This is a genomic window from Streptomyces sp. NPDC056161 (genome assembly GCF_042268025.1).
Lineage (GTDB): Bacteria > Actinomycetota > Actinomycetes > Streptomycetales > Streptomycetaceae > Streptomyces.
Genome location: NZ_JBHJUV010000085.1, coordinates 12,751 through 30,990 on the forward strand (window position 1 = coordinate 12,751; position 18,240 = coordinate 30,990).

19 protein-coding genes and 3 pseudogenes are annotated in these 18,240 nt (G+C 67.4%); 10 read left to right on the forward strand and 12 right to left on the reverse strand.

Annotated features, from left to right (window positions below):
* Positions 1-58 precede the first annotated feature (58 nt).
* Positions 59-876, forward strand: a pseudogene (locus ACFC09_RS42590) (IS5 family transposase).
* A 9-nt stretch (positions 877-885) separates the two neighbouring features.
* Here the strand turns inward: ACFC09_RS42590 and ACFC09_RS42595 are convergent.
* The 3 genes from ACFC09_RS42595 to ACFC09_RS42605 form a co-directional block, all read right to left on the reverse strand.
* Positions 886-1,359, reverse strand: coding sequence for an ATP-binding protein (locus tag ACFC09_RS42595; protein ID WP_376537943.1), 474 nt, complete (start codon positions 1,357-1,359; stop codon positions 886-888).
* Positions 1,360-1,369: 10 nt separating this feature from the next.
* Positions 1,370-2,584 carry an MFS transporter gene (locus tag ACFC09_RS42600; RefSeq protein WP_376537945.1) on the reverse strand — a complete coding sequence of 405 codons (1,215 nt, stop codon included), beginning with the start codon at positions 2,582-2,584 and terminating at the stop codon, positions 1,370-1,372.
* 98 nt (positions 2,585-2,682) lie between these two features.
* Positions 2,683-3,420 (reverse strand): SDR family NAD(P)-dependent oxidoreductase, encoded by a 738-nt coding sequence (locus tag ACFC09_RS42605; protein WP_376537947.1) that lies wholly within the window; start codon positions 3,418-3,420, stop codon positions 2,683-2,685.
* A gap of 352 nt (positions 3,421-3,772) precedes the next feature.
* On the opposite strand from ACFC09_RS42605, the pseudogene ACFC09_RS42610 reads away from it, so the two are divergent.
* Positions 3,773-4,556 (forward strand): annotated as a pseudogene (locus ACFC09_RS42610) (IS5 family transposase); the annotation flags it as partial.
* Between the two features lie 174 nt (positions 4,557-4,730).
* On the opposite strand, the gene ACFC09_RS42615 reads toward ACFC09_RS42610, so the two are convergent.
* A complete protein-coding gene (locus ACFC09_RS42615; protein ID WP_376537949.1) occupies positions 4,731-5,213 on the reverse strand; it encodes a MarR family winged helix-turn-helix transcriptional regulator in 483 nt (160 codons plus the stop codon).
* Between the two features lie 597 nt (positions 5,214-5,810).
* Here ACFC09_RS42615 and ACFC09_RS42620 point away from each other — a divergent pair.
* Both ACFC09_RS42620 and ACFC09_RS42625 read left to right on the forward strand, forming a co-directional pair.
* Positions 5,811-6,398 carry an alpha/beta hydrolase gene (locus ACFC09_RS42620; protein ID WP_376537951.1) on the forward strand — a complete coding sequence of 196 codons (588 nt, stop codon included), beginning with the start codon at positions 5,811-5,813 and terminating at the stop codon, positions 6,396-6,398.
* A 276-nt stretch (positions 6,399-6,674) separates the two neighbouring features.
* A complete protein-coding gene (locus tag ACFC09_RS42625) occupies positions 6,675-7,892 on the forward strand; it encodes a PP2C family protein-serine/threonine phosphatase (RefSeq protein ID WP_376537953.1) in 1,218 nt (405 codons plus the stop codon).
* 712 nt (positions 7,893-8,604) lie between these two features.
* Here ACFC09_RS42625 and ACFC09_RS42630 read toward each other — a convergent pair.
* Positions 8,605-9,483 (reverse strand): helix-turn-helix transcriptional regulator, encoded by an 879-nt coding sequence (locus tag ACFC09_RS42630; protein ID WP_376537955.1) that lies wholly within the window; start codon positions 9,481-9,483, stop codon positions 8,605-8,607.
* Positions 9,484-9,588: 105 nt separating this feature from the next.
* On the opposite strand from ACFC09_RS42630, the gene ACFC09_RS42635 reads away from it, so the two are divergent.
* From ACFC09_RS42635 to ACFC09_RS42650, 4 genes are all read left to right on the forward strand, one after another.
* Positions 9,589-10,287: an SDR family NAD(P)-dependent oxidoreductase gene (locus ACFC09_RS42635; protein ID WP_376537957.1), complete on the forward strand. Its 699-nt coding sequence runs from the start codon at positions 9,589-9,591 to the stop codon at positions 10,285-10,287.
* A gap of 100 nt (positions 10,288-10,387) precedes the next feature.
* The gene (locus ACFC09_RS42640) at positions 10,388-10,732 is read left to right on the forward strand and encodes a DUF427 domain-containing protein (protein ID WP_376537959.1); all 345 of its coding nucleotides are present in this window, start codon (positions 10,388-10,390) and stop codon (positions 10,730-10,732) included.
* Positions 10,675-10,833 carry a hypothetical protein gene (locus ACFC09_RS42645; RefSeq protein ID WP_376537985.1) on the forward strand — a complete coding sequence of 53 codons (159 nt, stop codon included), beginning with the start codon at positions 10,675-10,677 and terminating at the stop codon, positions 10,831-10,833. The genes ACFC09_RS42640 and ACFC09_RS42645 overlap by 58 nt, the downstream gene beginning before the upstream one ends.
* A 58-nt stretch (positions 10,834-10,891) precedes the next feature.
* A complete protein-coding gene (locus ACFC09_RS42650; RefSeq protein ID WP_376537961.1) occupies positions 10,892-11,185 on the forward strand; it encodes an ArsR family transcriptional regulator in 294 nt (97 codons plus the stop codon).
* Between the two features lie 87 nt (positions 11,186-11,272).
* Here ACFC09_RS42650 and ACFC09_RS42655 read toward each other — a convergent pair whose 3' ends face one another.
* The 5 genes from ACFC09_RS42655 to ACFC09_RS42675 all read right to left on the reverse strand — a co-directional run bounded on the left by ACFC09_RS42655 (position 11,273) and on the right by ACFC09_RS42675 (position 15,189).
* Positions 11,273-11,650, reverse strand: coding sequence for an IS3 family transposase (locus ACFC09_RS42655; RefSeq protein ID WP_376537963.1), 378 nt, complete (start codon positions 11,648-11,650; stop codon positions 11,273-11,275).
* Between the two features lie 333 nt (positions 11,651-11,983).
* Positions 11,984-13,180, reverse strand: a complete 1,197-nt coding sequence (locus ACFC09_RS42660; protein ID WP_376537965.1) for a carboxymuconolactone decarboxylase family protein — start codon at positions 13,178-13,180, stop codon at positions 11,984-11,986.
* 342 nt (positions 13,181-13,522) lie between these two features.
* Entirely contained in the window at positions 13,523-14,152 is a 630-nt protein-coding gene (locus tag ACFC09_RS42665; RefSeq protein ID WP_376537967.1) for a fumarylacetoacetate hydrolase family protein, read from the reverse strand.
* A gap of 255 nt (positions 14,153-14,407) precedes the next feature.
* On the reverse strand, positions 14,408-14,674 hold the full coding sequence (locus ACFC09_RS42670) for a hypothetical protein (RefSeq protein ID WP_376537969.1): 267 nt from the start codon (positions 14,672-14,674) through the stop codon (positions 14,408-14,410).
* Positions 14,671-15,189 carry an SDR family NAD(P)-dependent oxidoreductase gene (locus ACFC09_RS42675; protein ID WP_376537971.1) on the reverse strand — a complete coding sequence of 173 codons (519 nt, stop codon included), beginning with the start codon at positions 15,187-15,189 and terminating at the stop codon, positions 14,671-14,673. Before ACFC09_RS42675 ends, ACFC09_RS42670 begins: the two co-directional genes overlap by 4 nt.
* 86 nt (positions 15,190-15,275) lie before the next feature.
* Here ACFC09_RS42675 and ACFC09_RS42680 point away from each other — a divergent pair, with 86 nt between their 5' ends.
* On the forward strand, positions 15,276-15,938 hold the full coding sequence (locus ACFC09_RS42680; RefSeq protein ID WP_376537973.1) for a LysR family substrate-binding domain-containing protein: 663 nt from the start codon (positions 15,276-15,278) through the stop codon (positions 15,936-15,938).
* A 522-nt stretch (positions 15,939-16,460) separates the two neighbouring features.
* Here the strand turns inward: ACFC09_RS42680 and ACFC09_RS42685 are convergent.
* On the reverse strand, positions 16,461-16,703 hold the full coding sequence (locus tag ACFC09_RS42685; protein ID WP_376537975.1) for a transposase: 243 nt from the start codon (positions 16,701-16,703) through the stop codon (positions 16,461-16,463).
* A 478-nt stretch (positions 16,704-17,181) separates the two neighbouring features.
* Between ACFC09_RS42685 and ACFC09_RS42690 the strand changes: the two genes are divergently transcribed.
* Positions 17,182-17,472, forward strand: a complete 291-nt coding sequence (locus tag ACFC09_RS42690; protein ID WP_376537977.1) for a hypothetical protein — start codon at positions 17,182-17,184, stop codon at positions 17,470-17,472.
* A gap of 23 nt (positions 17,473-17,495) precedes the next feature.
* Here ACFC09_RS42690 and ACFC09_RS42695 read toward each other — a convergent pair.
* Positions 17,496-18,146: pseudogene (locus ACFC09_RS42695) on the reverse strand (transposase); the annotation flags it as partial.
* Between the last annotated feature and the right edge of the window lie 94 nt (positions 18,147-18,240).

Here is an 18,240-nt window from a genome sequence, read left to right on the forward strand (position 1 = left end):
GATCAGTTAGAAGATGTCTCACGTGGTGGTGCCGTGATCTGGGGCATCATTGCTGCTTGTGGGTGTCGATCTGTCGCAGCGACTGGTTCCTGACGGTCTGTGGGAACTGGTCGCTCCGTTGCTGCCGTTGTTCAAGTCCCGTCCGTAAGGCGGCGGGACGGCTCCGTGTGATGAGCGAGCCGTGTTCACGGCGGTCGTGTACGTGTTGACCAGTGGGTGTGCCTGGCGGCATCTGCCGGACACGTTCGGCGTCTCACCCGCGACGGCGCATCGCCGGTTCACCGTGTGGAGCCGGGCGGGGCTGTGGCGTCGGCTCCACCGGGCGGTCCTGGACGAACTCGGTGCGCGGGGCGGGCTGGACTGGGCCTCGGCAATTGTCGATGGCGCCTCCGTCCGGGCCAAAAAGGGGGCACGCTGACCGGGCCGAACCCGGTCGATCGCGGCAAGAAGGGCAGCAAGCTGCACGTACTGTCCGAGGCCCAGGGCATCCCTCTGGCCGTCGCGGTGTCCGGTGCGAACACCCATGACAGCCTGGCCCTCAAGCCGCTGATCCGCGGCATACCCGCGGTCCGCTCCCGCCGCGGGCCGCGGCGGCGCCGACCTGTCAAACTCCGTGCGGACAAGGCGTACTTCTCCGCGGAACACCTCACCTGGCTACGAGAGCGAGGACTCGTCCCGCGCATCGCACGTCCCGGGATCGAATCGGGCGAGAGGCTCGGACGGCACCGCTGGAAGATCGAGCGGTCGATCGCCTGGCTGTTCGGCTACCGCCGGCTCACCGTCCGGTACGAGCGAAAAGGCTCCCACTTCCTCGCCTTCCTCGGCCTCGCAGCCGCCCTCACCTGCTACAAGAAGCTCGCGAAACTCACCACATGAGACATCCTCTTAGACAGCGAAGTCAGCCCATACGGCTTTGCCGTTGAACGGCTTGGGGTCGGTTCCGCACCGGTCCGCGATGCGCTGGACGAGCAGAAGACCGCGGCCCGTGACTCCCTCTCCTCCCTTCGGTGTGACATGGGGGCGGTGGGGATCTCGGTCGTGCACCTCAACACGGAGGGTGCTGTGGTGCAGAACTACTCGCACCAAGAACTCCCCGGTATTGGGCTCCGTGTGAAGGCAGGCGTTGGCTGCCAGTTCGGTGGTGCACAAGAGCACATCGTCGGTTCGCTCCGTGATGCCCCAACCTCGTAGCGTCTGCGAGACAAACGTGCGCGCCCTGGGAACGGCTGAGGTCCCGCCTACGAAAAGCTGCGTGGCGGGTGGCTCGGTGGGGCTTACGGGCAGATCGGTGGTACCGCAAAGGGTTGTTCCGGAGCCGGGGGCCTGCCGGATGGTGGATGAGGTGGGTTCGGTGGCCACGGTGTCACCTTCAGATGGCGGGTGTGTCTTGCCCTGTGCAAGCCTGAGTGGTTCCTTGGCCAGGCAGGGCTCGTGGAAGTGCGTGGTTGTGGTCCATGCCTCCGGCTGTGACGGCGATACCGAGGCCGATCAGAGCGAGGACGGCACCGACGAGGGCGGTGGACATCCATCCCCAGCCCGCCGCGACCGCGGCGCCGGCGAGCCAGACGCCGCCGGCGTTGGCGAGGTTGAAGGCGGAGTGGTTGGAGGCGGCGGACAGTGTGGGGGCGTCGCCGGCGGCTCTAATGACCATGGTCTGGATCGGTGCCGTCATGAGGAAGCCCAGGGCGCTGACAACGACGACCATGGGCAGGGCGATCCAGAGGATGTGCGCAGTGAAGTAAAAGGCGATCAGGGCAGCGGCCAGGCCGCCGAGCCCGGCGTAGGCGGTGGGGCGGGCGGCCCGGTCGGTGAGCGGCCCGGCGACGGCCACGCCTATGGTCATGCCGACGCCTGCCAGGGCCAGGACCCACATCACGGAGGATTCGCCCAGTCCCATCACCTGGGTGGTGATCGAGGACAGATACGCATACGTGGCGAAGACAGCACCGAAACCAAAGACCGCTGTGGCCAGGCCCAGTAGGACCTGCTGCTTGCGCAGCGCTCTGAGTTCACGACGCAGGCTTTGTTGGGGTTCGACGGGTTCGTAGGGGACGAGTAGGGCGAGGCTGATGATGGCGAGGACTCCGATGGCGGTCACGAGGAGGAAGGTGGTGCGCCATCCGAGGTCCTGGCCGAGCAGCGTGGAGGCGGGGACCCCAACGACGTTGGCTACGGTCAGGCCGAGCAGAATCGTGGCGATCGCTCTGCCCTCGCGACCCTTGGGAGCAAGGTGGGCTGCGACGACGGAGCCGGCCCCGAAGAACGCGCCGTGAGGCAGGCCGGAGATGAACCGCCCGGCCAAGGCCCAGGGGAAGTTCGGCGACAGTGCGGACAGCAGGTTGCCGGCGACGAAGATGCTCATCAGCAAGATGAGCAGGTGCTTGCGCGGCATGCGGACGCCGATGACGGCAAGCAGCGGGGCTCCGACGACGACGCCGAGGGCGTAAGTGGAGACCAGGTTGCCAGCAGTCGGAATGCTGGTGTGCAGGTCGCTCGCGACGTTCGGCAGCAGACCCATGATGGCGAATTCAGTGGTGCCTATACCGAAGGCGCTGATGGCCAAGGCGAGGAGTGCCAGGGGCACAGTGATGGCCTTCTCTTTGATCGCAGGGGGCGAGGGCGGTAGCCCGGGGCGGGGCGGCGGTTTCCTCATCCCGCCCCGGGCAGAGGGGTTTGGATGGGTCAGCCGCCGATGGCGGGGCGGCCGCCGGCCACCTCCAGGAGGGCGCCGGTGATGTAGCTGGCCCGGTCGGAGGCGAGGAAGACCACCGCTTCGGCGACTTCCTCCGGCTCGGCGATGCGGCGCATGGCCGTGGTGTCGGCGACGGCCTGGAGGGTGGCAGGGTCCATGGCGTCAGTTCCGGGGGTGCGGGTGGGTCCGGGAGCGACGGTGTTGACGCGCACGCCGTCCTTGGCGTACTCGGCTGCCCAGACCTGGGTGAGTTGCTCCAGGGCCGCCTTGGATGCTGCGTACATGCCGGTACCGGCGGTGGGGACCGCGGCGGCGAGAGTGCTGATGTTCACGATGGAGCCGTGGCCACGCTCGGCCATACCGGGCGCAAGCGCCCGGACCAGCAGGTAGGGCGCCTTGGTGTTGAGGTCCATGTGCAGGTCGAACAGGTCGGCGCTCATGTCCTTGGTCGGTAGGAACTTGTAGATGCCGGCGTTGTTGACGAGGACGTCGACGTCGCCTGCCACATCGGCCAGGCGCTGGACGTCCTCGGCATCGGCGAGGTCGGCTTGGACGAACTGAGCGGTGCCGCCGACGGCTTGGATCTCCTTGACGACTGTGGCGCCCCGCTCGGCGTCGCGGCCGTGCACAACGACATGCGCACCCTCACGCGCCAGCTGCATGGCCACAACGCGGCCGATCCCTGCGGTCGCCCCTGTCACAAGGGCCGTGCGTCCGGACATTCCCATGGTGTCTTTCCTTCGTGATGTATGGCGATCGGTGGGTCGGTCAGGTGGCAAGACCTGGGGTGGTCACCTGACCCCCAACCGAGGAACCTCCCTCCATGAAGGTTCCTTCACTGAATATGTGAACGATTCCTAACAAGGACACTATTCCATCGATGAGCCACTCCTTATTGAAGGACCCTAAGTCATCGGCGGCAGCTCCTCAATCGCAACCTCACCTCCGAATGCCTGAGCGACCCGGCCTCGCTACTCATTGCACCTGAATGGTCACCGAAAGTGCCGTCAGGACCTGTGTGGTCGTGTTCGTGGTCCGAACCCGGAACCGCTGCCGGCCGATGACGCTGAGCTGTGATGGAACCCTGGACGCGGCGGGCGAACTCCGCCGAGGCTCTGGCGTTACAGGCACGCACGTCGACAGCTGATCGATGGCATACGGTGACGGACTCGGACCGGCGGGCGCCGTGGCGTGACCTGCCAGAACGGTATGGGCCGCAGGACCATGCCTACGACCTGTTCCGGCGGCGGCAACGTGACGGCACCGGGAAGCGGATCTTCGAGCAACTACAGGCCGGGGCCGATGCGAAAGGCATGATCACGTGGGGCGTGAGCGTGGTCTCCGCCATCGCCCGCGCTCATCAGCACGCGGCCGGGGCGCGCAAAAAAGGGGGATCCCCCAAAGAAGTCTCGCGGAGGCATCGACACCGAGCCGGACGACGGCCCCGGGCGCTCGCGCGGCGGGCTGACCACCAAGCTCTGCCTGACGGTTGAGCAGGGACAGAAGCCGCTGTTCTGCTCGTCGCCGCCGGCCAGAGGCACGACAGTCCCCGGTTCCAGCCGGTCCTCGACGGCATCCGGGTACCGCGAACCGGACCCGGCCGCCCCTGCACGAAGCCGGACAGAGTCCGCGCGGACAGGGCGTACTGTTCCCGTGCGAACCGCATCCGCCTGCGCCGACCGGCGTGAAGTGCACCATTCCGGAGAAGGCGGACCAGCTCCGCAACCGTCAGAAGCTCGGCTCCCGAGGCTGCCGTCCGCCCAAGTTCGACAGGGACGGCCACAAGCAGCGGCAGGCGGTGGAGTGTGGGATCAACCGGCTCAAGCGCCACCGCCCGGTCGCCACGAGGTACGACAAACTCGCCAGCCACTACAAACGCCGAGGCGCTGAGGTCATACCCCATAACTGTGATTGCGGTACCAGAGGTGTGTCAGAGCACCAGCCTCAGGGCGAACCGTGTGTCCGCCAGGTCCTCGGTTCCCGGACAGGGCCCGAGAGTCGATCTCGGCCCTGTCACCGCGTACGCCGCGGCGGCGCGCTACTCGGTGCCGGGGGTCCGGGTTTCCCGTGCAAGGTCCGCAACGCGGCCGAGGAGCTTGACCAGCTGTGTGTAGTCCGACTCAGACATGGCCTCGCGCAAACCGTGCTCGATGCCTTCGGAGAAGCTCTTGGCAGCGGCGGCCCGATCGACGCCGGCCGGAGTGAGGGAGACCAGCATCACACGGCCATGGACCGGCGAGGGGTGCCGTTCGACCAGTCCCTTGGCTTCGAGGTTCTTCACGATGCCGGTCATGGTCTGGGAAGTGACCAGAGCCTCCCGGGAAAGTTGGGTGCAGGACTTGGCTGCGCCGCCGGTGAGGTAGCCAAGAACCTTGCACTGCGGTTCGGTCAGGTCCAGATCACGCACCCCGTGGGCTTTGCGTGTGACGATCGCCTGCTCCGCACGCTTGAGGTGGAAGCTGAGCGTGTTCTCGGGGACAACGCGCGTGCCCTCCGTGGAAGCCTTCCTGATCGATGCCATGACCGTTGGCCTGCCTCTCCGAATCGCCTACCTCAGAGCATAACGCTTCAAGAATGTAGGGGCCTGAGAGGAGCAAGGCTTCTCTTCGGGTGCGGCCGTCTGCACGCCATGAGATCCCACTTGCACCAAATGGGTGCATACCTATGACCTGCGCCTTCAAGTCCTGCCTCCGCCCACAGCGTGCGAGGGGGCCGCGTATCCGACCTCACAACCGTGCACACGAAACAGATGTCACCATTATTGTAGGATCCTGTAATCATGAGCGAGCCTTCGCGCACAGTGCTTGCTTCAACCCATCAGCCCTCTTCCTGGCTGACGCTGATGTTCGTCTGAAGGCTGCTTAGGCCCGTCGACAGAGGAGAGATCAATGGCGGCGCATCAGCACCGCCCCTACCTCGCAGTAACTGCGGCTCTCCTCCCTCGGCGGCGCACCACCCTGTCCTGCCAGGTCCGATAATCACCGTCCTGCGCAGTGCTTTATCCCTCACGGAGGAAACCGTGCTCATCTGCACCTCACGCCACCACCTCGCAAGGGGCGCCCTCGAAGTCCCACCGGCCCCACCCCTATACGCACCGCTCGACGCCGGCCTGCACGAGATGAAAACACCGTCCGCCCCGGCCCTGCTCTATGTCCCCGACCGGCTCCCCCACTGGCCCGTACCCTTGCTGGTCGCCTTCCACGGGGCCGGCGGCGGACCAGGCGACATGCTCTCGTTGCTCCAGCCCGAGGCCCAACAGCGCAAGGTCCTGCTCCTTGCCCCCACCTCATACGGGGCCACCTGGGACGTCCTCCTCGACGGGCACTTCGGCCCCGACGCCATGGGCCTCCAACACGCCATGGCCACCGTCGTCGAACACTTCCGCGTGGACAGGGACCGCATCGCCGTCGCAGGGTTCTCGGACGGCGCCTCCTACGCCCTGGGACTGGGCTTGGCCAACGGCGACCTGTTCACCCGCGTCCTGGCCTACTCCCCCAGCCGCATCCCACCCGGCCGCAAAGACGGCCGCCCCACCGTCTTCGTCTCCCACGGCCAACGCGACCCGATTCTGCCCGTCTCCCACACCAGCCATCGCATCGTCCCCGCCCTCGAAGACGACGGCTATCACGTCGACTACATCGAGCACGGTCACGGCCACGAAGTTCCCCGCCCGGTGGTAACCGCCTCCGCCGAGCTACTCGGCTGAGCAGAAACACCTCGCCGGAATCGACCACGGTCATACAGGCCACGTCGGAAAGCGACCATGCCGAGCCAGTGATGCAGCAGCCATACCCCCACAGACAACGCAGACACCGCAGAATGGTGACCAGATGGACTGCCGGTCCTTGACCGATGCCCCGTCCTCCCGGACATGGGAAGGGGTTGCCCGTGCAAGTTCTACTGTCGAGCACGGCGTACCGGGCCCCGCACATACTGAGAAACACGAGCAGAGCAAGTCGCGACCTTGTGCTTGGGGAACGCCGTGACACAGCCATGGATCGATTACGGAGCCGTCTTCCAAGCGTCGCCCAGTGCGATGCTGGTGCTCTCCCCCGACTTCATCATTCTGGACGCGAACGCCTCCTACCAAGAATTGGTCAGTCGCAGCCGCGGCCAGCTCATCGGCCAGGCCGTCTTCGACGCCTATCCCGACAATCCGAACGACCCCCAGGGCGGAGGTCTGCGAGAGCTGAGAGATTCACTGCAGCGCGTACTGGAAACCCGCACGCAGGACATTGTGAGCCCGCACCGCCATGACGTAGAGGACACGCAACGGTCCGGCGTATTCATGGAGCGGTACTGGAGCCTGATCAACGCCCCCGTCGTAGACATCAACGGAGACGTACGACTCATCCTGCACCGTCTTGAGGAGATCACCGGACTCGTCCATCCTCACGGCCAGTCGACGGCCGCCCACCAACGCCGCCAGATGGAAATCGAACTCTACGCCCGCTCCCGGGAGTTGCAGCAGGTCAACGAACGGCTCCGTCTGGCCAACGCCCGTGAACGCCAAGTAGCCCTCGCTTTGCAGGAAGCAATGCTGCCCGTCCCACAGCCACTGAGCCACCACAAAGCGGCAGTGCGGTACTACCCCGCCGTAGACACACTCAACGTCTGCGGGGACTGGTATGACGTCATAGAACTCCCCAACAGCACCTATGCCGTGGCCGTCGGTGACGTCGTAGGCCACGGCCTGGAAGCAGCCGGTGTCATGGGGCAGTTGCGAAGCGCTCTCACCGCCGTTATGCGCGTGGCAGACGGGCCAGCATCAGCGCTCGACGGCCTGGATCTGTACACACGCTCTCTCAAGGGCGCCCTGTCCACCACCGCAGTGCAAACGGTCATCGCCTGGCGCGAACACCGCATCACCTATAGCAGTGCAGGGCATCCTCCTCCCGCCCTGGTACACCCGAACGGCTTCGTCCAGTTCCTCGATCAGGCAACAGATCCCCCATTGGGCGCCAGCCCGGAACACACCCCGCGCCCCCAAGCCACGATCACATACGAGGAGGGCGCTATTCTCGTCCTCTACACCGACGGCCTGATCGAACGCCGCGGCGAAGACATCGACCAAGGCATCCAACGCCTCTCCGACCATCTAACCCTTCACCACCACAACCAGGCGGAAGACCTCGCTCAAGAACTGAGCGTGCTGAGCATTTCCACCGATGACACAGCCGTGGTCGTGCTTCGCCTCTAACCTGGTCCTCGCGGCCATCCGCCGGCGTCAGCTACCCGAGATCGTTCGCCGCTTTTCTGCAGAGACGATCACATGGCCTCTGCGTCGGCCTCCTGTGACGAGGCGCTGAAGAAGCTGTTGTCTTTTCACTTGAGTGGCCTTGATCCACTTTGACGCGGGGAACTGGCCAGCCGCCTTGAGGCGGGAGAACCGCCGACTGCGGGAGGACATGGCTCTCGCCCCGGCGGCCCATGCGCTCGGTTCGCCTGCCCGGCGGCTCACAACACCGGTGAGGTCAGGACAGCGAGGTGTCGCGCTCCCCGCTCGACGGGCACCCTTGCCCGGAGCGGCGCTCTGTAGTCGTGGCGGCGGAACACCTCGCAGCGGCCCTGGAGGGCCCAGGGAATGCGTGGCCGCACCTGGGGCACGGTACGGAAGTGGACTTCCATGAGCCTCCGCCAACTTGAAGTCCGCGCCGCGCGGTGATCCGTTCCAGTGGTTCGGGATCCATGCACCGGATCGTAGAAGGGCGCCCAGCCGCAGCGGGCGAGAATCGGCGAGCTGACGAGGTTCAGGCCGTGTTCGACGGGTCCGGCGATTGGCCAAGGGCGTCTCGTCGCGCCGTGTCCCACTGCCGGCCCCTCCGTGGAGTTGGCCGCTTGAAAGGTTCCCCACGACGCGAAGCGATTGACAAGGGACCGTGAGCCACCGGTCGGCCGACGCGCGGGGCGGATCAGTTGCGTGTGCCGGCCGGTGGGCCGACGACGGTGGTGAGCTGGAGTTTGGTCTCGTCCTCGCTGCCCGGCGCGGCGGTCATGATGACGATCTTGAGCTCGGTGTCGCTGTCGGTCAGGACATCGCAGTCCACCGTGACCGGGCCCACCGACGGGTGGTCGACCGTCTTGCGGACCTCGCGGTTCGCGGTCACCTCTCCTTTCGCCCACAACTCGGCGAACTTCTCGTTGCCTGCGTTCAGGTCGCGGACCAGCGCGGCCAGGCGACTGTCCCGGGGGAAGCGGCCGGTGGCGCGGCGCAGGTCGGAGACGAGGGCGGCGTCGGTGGTGTCGGGGTCCGTATCGGTGACCGGCCACAGCGCGAGGGGGGTGTGATCGGCGCCCACCGGGAACCTGTCGCGGGCGAAGTTGCGCATCCGCGGCGGCGAGGCCAAGGGGTCGCCCAGCAGGGCGGCCCACCCGTGGTTCCGCCACACCAGTTGCCAGTCCGCCGCGAACACGGCAACCGGTACGTCTCCGAGGCGGACGAGCACTCTTTGCATACCGGGCGGGAGATGGTCGCAGATCGTGCCGTCCGCCGGCGGCACGATCTGGGCCAGCCGGTAGAGGTGGTCCCGCTCGGCGGTGGACAACTGGAGGGCGCGTGCCAGGGACGCCACCACCGACGCCGAGGGCGTCGTGGCCCGCCCCTGCTCCAGGCGCACGACGTAGTCGACCGACACTCCGGCCAGGTCGGCCAGTTCCTCGCGCCGCAGCCCAGCCGCCCGGCGCTTGCGGACGACCGGCAGCCCGGCGGCCGACGGGGGCAGCCGGTTCCGCCACGTGCGGATCGCCGCGCCCAGTCCGGCCCCGGGGGGTGTCGTCGTCATGCCCTCCATCCTCCTGCATCCCCGATCACATGCGGGAGCGCAAGGGTGGTACTGGTCTTCCTACCGTCGAAGCGTCCCTGGTCCGGCTCCCTCGTCCAGGCAACCATCGAAGGCATGACGATCACTTTCATCACCGGAGCCAACAAGGGCATCGGCCGCGAGACCGCCCGCCGCCTCATCGCCTGCGGTCACACCGTTCTCCTGGGAGCCCGCGACCGTGAGCGGGGTGAGGAGGCCGCCGCCGCGCTGGGCGCACGCTTCGTCCCCGTCGACGTGACCGACGACGCGTCCGTGGCCGCCGCCGCCGCGGACATCGCCGAGCACGAGGGCAGGATCGACGTCCTGATCAACAACGCGGGGGTACAGGGACCCTTCGGTGATCCCGGCGACCTCACCGCCGCCGACGCCCGCGCCGTCCTCGACGTCAACGTCATCGGCGTCGTCCGCACCACGGCCGCGTTCCTGCCGCTGCTGCGCCGCTCGGACGACCCCGTGATCATCAACGTCAGCAGTGGCATGGGCTCCCTCGCCTTCACCCACGACCCCAACCGGTCCGAGTCGCTCGTCCCCGTGCCGCTGTACGCCGCATCGAAGGCGGCGCTGACGATGTTGACCACGCAGTACGCCAAGGGGCTCAAGGGCATTCGCGTCAACGCCGCCGACCCCGGCTACACCGCGACCGACATAAACGGTTACAGCGGCTTCCAGACCGTCACCGAGGGCACGGACGCGATCGTCGCCCTCGCCACCGAGGGGCCCGGTGCCGGCACCGGACGCTTCGTCGACCGCCATGGCGAGATCGCCTGGTCCTGAGACCGGCGGTCCGGAGACTGCCGCCTCCGACCAGCGTGAGAACCTGGGGCGACCGTCACGCCAGCCCTTTGACCTGCGTCTTCAAGTTGGTGGAGGCTCCATGGCGTCCACACACAGCCTTCGGGGCCGCACTGTGAAGGCAGGTGCGGGGTACGCAGCACGTCACGGTCGAGATCGACGGAAAAGGGGGGCCGAGACCGGACGTCCGCTCCTGGTGCACGAGACCGGCCTGCCGGTGCGGTACTACATCCCGCCACAGGACGTCGACCTGGCACTGTTCCAGCCGACCGACATCCATACCACCTGCCCGTACAAAGGTGTGGCGTCCTACTGGTCGTACGGCGAGCACACCGATGGGCCTGGGCCTGCCCGGAGCCGATCGCTTCGGTGCCCGAGATCAAGCACCATCTGTCCTTCTGCGACACCGTCGCCACCATCACCATGATCGAGGAACACCGGCAGTACACCGAAGTGACCGCGTCACCCACGCGGCCCTCGCCCCCCGGCCGTGGCGACGCCGCATGGTACGATAACAGTCGTACGTGACCGACGGGAGGCGGACGTGCCCTCAGCCAGCGATGACCGATTTCCCAGCGTTGAGGAGATGGACCTCGGCAAGGTGATGTCTGCTCTGGCTGATCCACTCCGCCGCTCCGTCGTCTTGGAACTGCTCGACATGCCCCAAGGTGAGGAACGGACCTGCGCGTCGTTCCAGCTGCCTGTGTCGAAGTCGGCCCAGACGTTCCTCTTCCGCGTGTTGCGCGAAGCCGGGATCACCTGGGATCCGAACTACGGCAACCGCCGGGGCGTGACCGTCCGCCAGGACGACCTTGAGAAGCGGTTCCCCGGCCTGCTGGACGTGCTTCGCAGCGAGCGTGACCGCACCTCCAGCTCCTGACTCTCTGGTGTCGACAGGTCGACGTGAATCCACGTCGACCTGTCGCCGTTGCTGTACACAGACAATGAGCATGGACGGGATGGCGGATCAAGCCCCGCCCGAACACCTTAATGGGGCCGACCCATCGCGCAGCCCGAGCGGGCGGCGCGTGAACAGGTCGGTCACGGTGGCCAGATAGAGCTTGCCCTCGCCGGTGACGATCTCGGTCATGTCGCCGACCCGTACCTGATCCGGGGCATCCGCGCTGAAGTCACGGCGCACGAAGTCCGGGGCCGCGGCCCGTCGGCCCCGGCAGGCGGGCCCGCCGCGTCGACGGACCTCCCGTCCGGCCAGGCCGAGCCCGGCCATGGTCTGGGCGACAGTGTTCACCGAGATGCACCATCCCTCCGTGACGAGCGTGATCCACACCTTCGAGGATCCGTAGGTGCCGCCCAAGGCGTCGAAGATGTGCCGACGCGCCGACAACCAGCAGCATCACCAAACGGATGCGCAGCTGTGCCGTGCTGTCGGCAAGCCTGTTGACCATGCCGAGCAGTCGTACGGAGCGCTTGGCCTGCTTCGAGGCCGAAACTACCGAGGCGGCCAGCGCTGCCAGGGCGAGCAGCAACAGGAACTGGGGCCCCCGCCCGCGGAGCTCTCGGTGAGGATCAGGGCGAGCAGCACGAAAAGTATGGAGTTGGAAGAGAGGAAAGTGAGGGGACACCGGGCGCCGGCGAGCCCGGAGGCCACCAGCGCCCGGGGGCCCGTCCGCTGACGTGTCGCCACGGGGGCGGGAGCCGGACTGCCGGGCGGGACCCGTCAGTTGCTCCTGCCCTCATCGTCGCGGCGGGCGAATACGGCCTCGGCCGTCTCTGCGGCCTCACCGGCCCGGACGAAGCCGCCGACAGCGGCGGTCAACACGATGGCCTCGGTGATGTCCTCGCGGGACACCCCGGCATTGAGGGCGGCCTCGATGTGGAAGGCGAGTTGGTCGTTGACACCTCCCTGCGAGGCGACCGCGGAGATGAGAGCAATGTGCTTGACCTTCTTCTCCAGGCCGTCGCGGCCCAGCAGATCGCCGTAGAGGTGGCCGACAGCCAGCCGGTGCAGGCCCGGCGCGTACTCCTCGGCGAGGTCCCAGCCCTCGCCGAGATCAACCTGCTGCGGATTGAGGGCCGCCAGAGCGGCGGCACCCCTGGTGAAGCGGGCGTCTGGCTCGCCTCGGCCGGTCTCCACGACACGGAACTCGTGCTCCTTGGTGGTTCCCAGTTCGTCGTGCTGGTCGAAGACGTGCTTGCCGTAGCGCAGCGCCGTCATTGCGTGGGTGATGCCGATGTTCAGCGCCAGGTGCGTGAAGATCTCCGACACCTCCTGCCGCGTCCAGCCCGTATTGACCGCGCCGTTGGTGTGCCAGATGATCTGCAGGGGCGTGCTGTTGACCGCCGCGTACGTGCTCATCACGAAGAGCTCGCGGTACTTGATCGACGTTCCCGGGTGCAGGAACAGGTCGTTGTAGAACACGCCGACCACATCCCGCCAGAAATCCGGCGCAAGCGCGGCGATCGCCGTATAGGTCTCGTCGGTTGGTCCCGCGGGGTACACCTCCGCGATAGTGCTCTGAGCGCGCTCCCAGCGTTCCTGGGGGGTGCCGCCAGGAGCATCACCCTCCTCCCAGACACGTTCGGCCTTGCCACCAAGACCCTTCTCGTCCCGCTCGGCGAAGACCTTCGCGGCCACGGCGATGGCGTTGACAGCAGTCGGGGTACCCGACGCCTGCGAGATGGTTGCCAGGCCCTCCACGATCATCTGGCGGGTCGCCCCGGCGTCCAGGGCGGCATACATGTGCCGCGGCAGGCGGGATGCGCCCTTGCTGCCGATCGCGGCCAGAGCCGCCACCGTGGCCAGCTCCCGGTCCATAGCCGACAGAGCCGGGGTCACCACGTAGGTGTCCAGGAGCGAGGCGTACTGCGCCTGAAGCTCCTCGGCGGCGGCACGGGCGATGTTCTTCTTACCCATGGAGATCTCTCCTGTGCTCCTCGAAGCCTGTACCTGCACTACCACGGCAAGCACGGCATTCCACGGCACCGAACGGACTCTGCACAAATCGGCATGAATGACGTAGCTTCGAACCGCGCGGCTACCGCGTAGGTACGACAAAACCTGTACCTCTTGACGCTCGCGACATTAACACCACCGAAGGTACGTCTCAAGTGGTACCTTTCCGGCGGGCCGATCACACCTGACTCCGCGGACGGCATTCAGATCCATGTCAGCGCGAGCGAAGGTGCTGGCGAGATGCATCGCGGTGGTCTCCCGGCAAGTGGAAGGATCAAGATCGTCTTTGGTGCATCCGGTAAGTCAGGACGGCTCTGGCGCGGTGATCCGTGCGGAGATCGCGCCGAGTTCCTGCACTTCGATCCGGACCGTGTCTCCCGGTGCCAGGTAAGGGCGGTGGCCGGACAACTCCTGGATGCAGCTGGTGCCCACGGGGCCGCTGGCGATGATGTCACCGGCTCGCAGCGTGGTGCCGCGCGACGCGTGCGTCAGCATCTCGCCGAACGACCAGTGGATCTCGTCCCAGTTGCCGCCGCCGTAATGCTCATCGTTGACGTACCCGTCCATCCGCAACGCATAGCCCTTGCCCGAGCGGTAGGGCTCCAGTTCGTCGGGGGTGACGAGGAACGGACCGAGGCTGGTCGAGGCGTCCTTGCTCTTGGACGGGCCGTACACGAACCCCATCTCGCTCGCGGAGATATCGCGTGCGCTCCAGTCGCAGTAGACCAGGTAGCCGGCGATGTGATTCTCCGCCGTGGCGGCGTCAAGGTTCGAGCAGTCCCCGGCGATCACCGCGGCGACCTCGACCTCGTAGTCCCACAACTGGGCGCCCGGGGCGATGGGGACCTCGTCGTGCGGTCCCTTGATCGCCGCCGGGTTGGAGAAGTAAGAGCGGATACTCGTACCAGACCGGGCTGACCCTGCCGTCGCCAACGACTGCCTTACCCGCGTTACTGATGTGACGTTCGAACGCGGCGAAGTCCCGGACCGCCGGGGGCACCGGTATCGGCGCCAGCAGGTCGGCCGTAGCCAGGTCGACGATCTCAGTCGGTTCCCTGGTCGCGGCGGCCTCCAGCCCGCCTTCGGCGCGCAGCAGCTCCAACAGGCCCGTGCCCACGGCGTGGATCTTGTTGTCGTGCACCACGCCGCAGCGCGTGGAGCCAACGGCGGAGCGGTAGCCGGCCCACTTCATCGGGCAAGCACCTCCCGGGTGTAGTCGTAGAGCCGTCGTGCGTCGGCGAGGGATGCCTGAGGGTCCAGGGGGACGGCGACTCCCTCGCTCACGGCGACGGGGTGGCCCGGGGTGCCGGAATCCAGGAACGGCAGGATCTCCTTGACGGCGGTCTCCACGGCCACGGATTTACCGGTCACGCGAAGACGACCGATCTGCGCGGCCTCGGCCTCGTCGTAGTCGCCGGCGAAGCTCGTGGCGACGGTGCCGGGGAAGTTGTTCACGTACCGGATGGCGGGTGACGGCCGACGAAGTCGACCGCGAGCGCAGCGTTGAGGATCCCGGCCTGGATCATCGCGGTGAGGCCGTGATACTGCGTCCGCTGCTGAAGGTCGTCCCAACGTGGGGGCCCGAAACGCCCGGCGCCGCCGAAGTTGAGCACGACCGGATCGGCGGCGCGGCCGAGTGGGCCGGCCAGGTCGTGACTGAGCAGGTAACGGCTGAGGTAGGTCAGCGCGAAGTTGGACTCCAGGCCGTCGGCGGTCTCCGTACGCCTGGAGCGCTGGAACCGGGCACCCAGGACGAGGACGTCGATCGTGTCCACCTCGGCGGAGAGCCGGTCGATCAGCCGCCTGTTCTCGTCGATGAGCTCCAGGTCGGCCCGGATGAACCTGGCGCCGGGCTCGGTCTTGGCCTTGTCGGTCCCGACGACCACGACCCGCTCCCCACGTTCGAGGTAGATACGGCCGAGGCCGCGCCCGATGCCGTCCGTGCCCCCGGTGATCACGACCGTCTTCATGCGGCCACCGTCCGCGCGAACTCGACGATCTCCTCGACGAACACCTGCCCCAGGCCCAGGGGCTGCTGCGCGCCGCGGTCGAGGCGATGGCCCGCACCCGGGCCGCGGCCCGGCCCAGCAGCATCACCATCGGCTACACCAAGGGACTGGCCATCACTGCGGCCGTGCGGGCCCTGCGGGACCGCAATCCCGATGGCAAGGTCCACACCCGTCTGCTCGCCTGGAATGACTCGCGCGGCGCGCTGCTGGAGCACCGCGTCGACGCGGTGGTGACGCGTCTGCCGTTCCCCACCGACCGGCTGCGCGTCACCGTCCTCTACGACGAACCGCGCGTGCTGGTCGTGCCCCGGGACCACCGTCTGGCCGGCAAGGAGTCGGTCACCCTCGCCGACATCGCCGACGAGCCGATCCCCCACGTACGCCAGTCCGACCCGTTGCTGAACGCCTACTGGCGGCTCGGTCCCCGGCCCGACGGGCGGCCCGCGCCCGACGGCCCCCTGGTCGAAGCCCTTGGGGACAAACACGAACTCATCGCCGCCGGGCAGGCCGTGGCCATCGGGCCGCCCCTCGACCACGCGACGGGCCTGCATCCCAGCCTCACCACCGTCCCGTTGCACGGGGTCGAACCGAGCCAGGTCGTACTCGCCACGCGCACCGGCGACCGCAGCCGTCTGGTCACCGCTTTCCGCAAGCATGCCGAAGCTCTGCTTACCGGAACCCACCGTGCGGGACCGATCCGCACGACGTGATCAGCGGCGGCTCCGGCCGCATACGCAAGCGATCATGGCCCGTGCCTGGTCTGCCGCCACAGCGTCCTGACGAGATCGGGGGTCTCCTCCGGGGGCGTCCTGCGCACCGCTGAACTGGACGACGCCGAGCGGGCCGCGCTCGATCAGGGCATGGACAGTACGGCGCGGTCAGGGCTGCACCTCGCGCGTCAGCACCACAACCGGTGTGCACCGCGCTCATCGCGCCCGATGCCAGCCTTTCGGCAGTACCCCGGCCATCCTGGTACAGCGCAAGACCCGCCGCGAGTACGACCGGTCGGCGGACATCTCGTGCACGCGCTCGGTCGGATCTCTGCGGCCTGGGTGTCGGCCACGAACCGGCCGAGCACGGATCCGTCCGGGCACGAGATGGTCAGCACCGCAGCGGGGGCCCGGCCCGACGCCCTTGGAGACCTCGCTGAGGGCGTGCAGGGCGCACGCGAGTGCAGGCCCTGCGGCCGGAGAGCCGTCCTGCGCGCAGGCGGCGGTGCCGGCGGCGCTGATTCAGCGTCCGTACTGTTCAGCGGGTATGGCGGAACTCCGTCGTTCGCCGCGGTCGGCCTCGGCCTGGCGGGCCCAGCCGCGCAGGGCCTCCTTGTGGATGCCCAGGTCCTTGGCGACGTGGGCGATCGGACGGCCGGTGGTGCGGACCTCGCGGATCGCGCGCTCACGGAGCTCGTCGGGGTATTTACGTGGCGCTGCCGTGGTGTTGGTGGTTCTCCTTGGCCAGGAAGGTAACCCTGGCATCAGGGACTCCACAAATCTCAGTACAGCTCAACCCGAACGTGAGCGGCCTGCCCGGCGCTTGGTCGTCCTCCCGCCGCCCGCCTCTTGCCCGCGGCCCTGCTGCTGACGGCCGCCGCGCAGGCGGTCAGCGAGGTGCCGCACCTCAACGGCTACTGGCAGGACAACGAGTTCGTACCCGGTTCAGCGGTCAACCTGGGGGGTCGCGGTGTCAGCTTGAGATTTAACTCGTAGGGCCCCCTTGCTTGGCTTGCATACTGGTCCGATGAGTCCGGCCGCCACACACCATCGGTTCCGGGACCCGCGCAATACGAAGTACGACTTCCTCGCGTCTGTCCTGGTGCGCTGTCCCAACTGCGGGAGGGCCGCGCACGTCGGGACAGCGCCAGATCCGGCCGGAGTGCACGACGAGAGTCTTTTCTTGCCAAGGCGTCTCGTATGCCGGAATTGCGGGACGGCGAAGGAATGGAGCCGTGGATGTGTGGCCTTGCAGCGGGACCGGTACGAGCCGGCTGCAGACCCGTACTTCGGTGTCCGTCTGTGGCTGCAGACCGAGACCCGGCACGGGTGGGTATGGGCCTACAGCCTGGAACATCTCGACCTGATCAGACGATTCGTGCAGGCGTCGCTGCGCGAGGGGATTCCCTGGCACGACCACGGCCGGAGGATGACCGTGGTGGCCCGCCTGCCCGCATGGATGCAGCAGGCCAAGAACCGCGACGAGGTGTTGCGGGCCATCGCCCGCATCCACGTCTCACTGCTCCGCACCTGATCCAGGAACACTGCGCTTGTCGCTCATCCCGTGACGCGTCTGGGCTTGGTGCCTTTCTTGTGATGGCTGGGGCGTGAGTACGCTTCGCCGGTTTTGAGCACCCGGCCGACGTCCTGAACGGTGGCCCGTCTGCGGTTTTTCGCACCAGGCGGGCGGCCGGGGCCGGGCTTGGTGGGTTTGGGTGCACGGGCTGGCAGGGGGCACTTCATGCGGAGGTTCCTGAACCCGCGTCTCACCCGTGCCGGGGTGAGCTTGTTCGGCAGAGCCGGCCGTTCCCAGGGGCGGCGAAGGTCGGTGACCAGGCCCCGGACGAGGCGGAGTTGGGTGTGGGCCGCGATGATCAGCCAGGTCCAGCGGTCGGCGGCCTCGGGATCGCGGAGCTTGGGGCGGGTCCAGCCGAGCGTCTGCTTGATCATTCTGAAGGTGTGCTCCAGATCGAATCTCCGCAGGAACGCGTGCCAGAGCCGGTCGACATCGGCCTCGCTCGCGCCGGTGCCCGACCACCACAGCCAGACCGGCTTCGGGTCCGCACCGTTGGGAAGACGGTCGACCTTGAGCCGGATCACGGTGCCTTCGATGATCGGCAGCTCGTCCCGATGGGTGAGCCAGGCCGCCCGGCGGGTCAGCCTCGGGTGGAGCCGGTCGAAGGCGGTGGCCACCGCGGTGCCGTACCGGGGACCTGTCCCCGAGGGGTGGACACCTCTGAGCCCGGCCCCGCCAGGGGCCGGGTAGGAGGCATCTTTTATGGTGATGAAGGTCTACTCGCCC

What these genes read in the sequence shown, in the direction of transcription:
- ACFC09_RS42605 (WP_376537947.1), bottom strand. Translation starts at nt 3,420, where the DNA reads ATGGGAATGTCCGGACGCACGGCCCTTGTGACAGGGGCGACCGCAGGG.
- ACFC09_RS42615 (WP_376537949.1), bottom strand. Translation starts at nt 5,213, where the DNA reads ATGGCATCGATCAGGAAGGCTTCCACGGAGGGCACGCGCGTTGTCCCC.
- ACFC09_RS42620 (WP_376537951.1), top strand. Translation starts at nt 5,811, where the DNA reads ATGAAAACACCGTCCGCCCCGGCCCTGCTCTATGTCCCCGACCGGCTC.
- ACFC09_RS42630 (WP_376537955.1), bottom strand. Translation starts at nt 9,483, where the DNA reads ATGGAGGGCATGACGACGACACCCCCCGGGGCCGGACTGGGCGCGGCG.
- ACFC09_RS42635 (WP_376537957.1), top strand. Translation starts at nt 9,589, where the DNA reads ATGACGATCACTTTCATCACCGGAGCCAACAAGGGCATCGGCCGCGAG.
- ACFC09_RS42640 (WP_376537959.1), top strand. Translation starts at nt 10,388, where the DNA reads ATGGCGTCCACACACAGCCTTCGGGGCCGCACTGTGAAGGCAGGTGCG.
- ACFC09_RS42650 (WP_376537961.1), top strand. Translation starts at nt 10,892, where the DNA reads ATGGACCTCGGCAAGGTGATGTCTGCTCTGGCTGATCCACTCCGCCGC.
- ACFC09_RS42660 (WP_376537965.1), bottom strand. Translation starts at nt 13,180, where the DNA reads ATGGGTAAGAAGAACATCGCCCGTGCCGCCGCCGAGGAGCTTCAGGCG.
- ACFC09_RS42675 (WP_376537971.1), bottom strand. Translation starts at nt 15,189, where the DNA reads ATGAAGACGGTCGTGATCACCGGGGGCACGGACGGCATCGGGCGCGGC.
- ACFC09_RS42680 (WP_376537973.1), top strand. Translation starts at nt 15,276, where the DNA reads ATGGCCCGCACCCGGGCCGCGGCCCGGCCCAGCAGCATCACCATCGGC.
- ACFC09_RS42685 (WP_376537975.1), bottom strand. Translation starts at nt 16,703, where the DNA reads ATGCCAGGGTTACCTTCCTGGCCAAGGAGAACCACCAACACCACGGCA.